The 1,853-nt window shown below is 70.0% G+C and carries 1 protein-coding gene; it reads right to left on the minus strand.

Going from position 1 to position 1,853, the window contains the following annotated elements; translation table 11 throughout:
* Positions 1-23 precede the first annotated feature (23 nt).
* Positions 24-1,757: an IS1182 family transposase gene (locus tag ABT085_RS46090; RefSeq protein WP_351623162.1), complete on the minus strand. Its 1,734-nt coding sequence runs from the start codon at positions 1,755-1,757 to the stop codon at positions 24-26.
* Positions 1,758-1,853: the final 96 nt, after the last annotated feature.

Genomic DNA, 1,853 nt, shown 5'->3' on the forward strand with positions numbered 1-1,853 from the left:
GATCCTGCTGGCCAAATGTGCAGTTATGCCGCGAGCGTGAGGTCGAGGCGGGCGAGGTGGCTGGTGCGGGTGTGGTCGAGGGGCTGGCCGTTCCACCAGGCGTCGAGGCGGATCAGGTTGAGGGCAACGGCGGAGTAGACGTGTTCGAGGTGGGTCTTCGCGAGGCCCCTATAGCGGGCGCGGCGGCTGCCGGTGACGGCTATGGCCTGGCGGATCGTGCCCTCAACGCCCGCTCGCAGGGCGTACTTCGCCTGCCACGCCTGGTCTTGCTGGGCGGTGTGGTTGGCGTGGATGAGTTCGTGCAGTGCCCGTGGCCGCAGGGTGAGTTGGCGGCCCCAACGGGTGGCATTGGTGCATGCGGCTCTGACCGGGCAGGGGCCGCAGTCGGCCTGGTCGAAGCGGACCACGACGACATCGCGGCCCTTTTGCCTGGCCGGGCTCCAGAACCGGCTGGTAGCTCCCTGGGGGCAGGTGGCCTGGCGGGCGTCCCAGTCGATGGCGAAGGCTTCACGTTGGTAGCCGGCGTTCTCCCGGTACTGGCGGGAGGTACCCGTCAGCAGTGGTGTGACCAGGGCGATGCCAAGGGTGGCCCGGGCACCGACGATGAGCTCGGCGCTCGCGTAGCCGGAGTCCAGGTAGTGCTCGGCGGGCAGCACGTCCCGGCCGGCGAGGGCCTGGTGGACGGGCTCGACGAGTTTCACGTCGGGCACGGTCGCATCCGTGGTCGCGACATGCGTGATCACGTTCGGGATGGCAGGACGTGCCCGCCGGCCGGGCCGCGCCGCCCCGTCATCGGGCCGGGGCGGCTGGCAGACCTCGCTGATGTGCAGCTTGTACCCGGTCCAGTGGAGATCTTCCTTGGTGCCGTAGCGGGCATCGAGGTCATAGGGCGAGGTCAAGCGGACTCTGCCAGGCGGGAGACCGTCCTTGTCCGCCTCCCGCCGCTTGACCACCTCCGCTCCGTTGCTGTGGGTGGTGATCAGGTAGTTCTGCACGGTGATCTGCCGCAACACCTGGACCGCGGGCAGCTCCCGCAACCAGACCGGCGCGGCCGCACGGTAGACCGCCCGCAGCAGAGCCACCGCGTCACGGCCGTAGTCCACAGCGAGCTGGTCGCGCTGGGTCTGGGAGCCGGGCGGGCGCCAGTACGCATCGACCCGCCGCCCGTAACGCCGGCTCCACTCACCGACCTCCAACACCTGCGCCACCCAGTCGGGGGCCGCGGCGGACAGCGCTTCCAGCGCGGCCCGCACCGTTTCCCCGGCCAGCTCCAGCCGGTTCAACTCCCGCACCGCCGCCAGCACATGAGTGGAATCTGTACGCTGCTTGCCTCCTGCCTTGACCAGTCCCTTCTCCTTCAGCGCCGCAACCAGCAGATCCAGCACCCGTTCTTCCAGGCCGTGGCCGGCCACCCGGGTGCGGAACTCCGACAACACCGACGGGTCGAAGCCGACATCCTCCAGCTCCAGGCCCAGGCAGTACTTCCACGACAGATCGAACCGGACCCGCTGAACAGCGGCACGGTCGGTCAGGTTCTCCGCCATCTGCAGCACGGTCACCATCGCCAGCCGCCCCGGGGACCATCCCCGCCGGCCCCGGCGGCCGAACCCCTCGACGAACTCCTTGTCCGCGAACAGCCCGCCCAGCTCGTCCCGCACCCGCATCGCCAACGGCGGGGCCCCGCGTCCTGCCGCTGCCCGTGCTACCCGCGCCGTCGCCTCGGGGACCTCGGGCCACTCCTCCGGCCGCAACGACATGACTCCCACCCCCAGCGACCGGGAACGACGAGACCAGCCACCACGGTGCCAACAGCATCCCCACACCTCAGGACACGACATTTGGCCAGCAGGATC

Source organism: Streptomyces sp. NPDC002265, assembly GCF_040296125.1.
GTDB lineage: Bacteria > Actinomycetota > Actinomycetes > Streptomycetales > Streptomycetaceae > Streptomyces.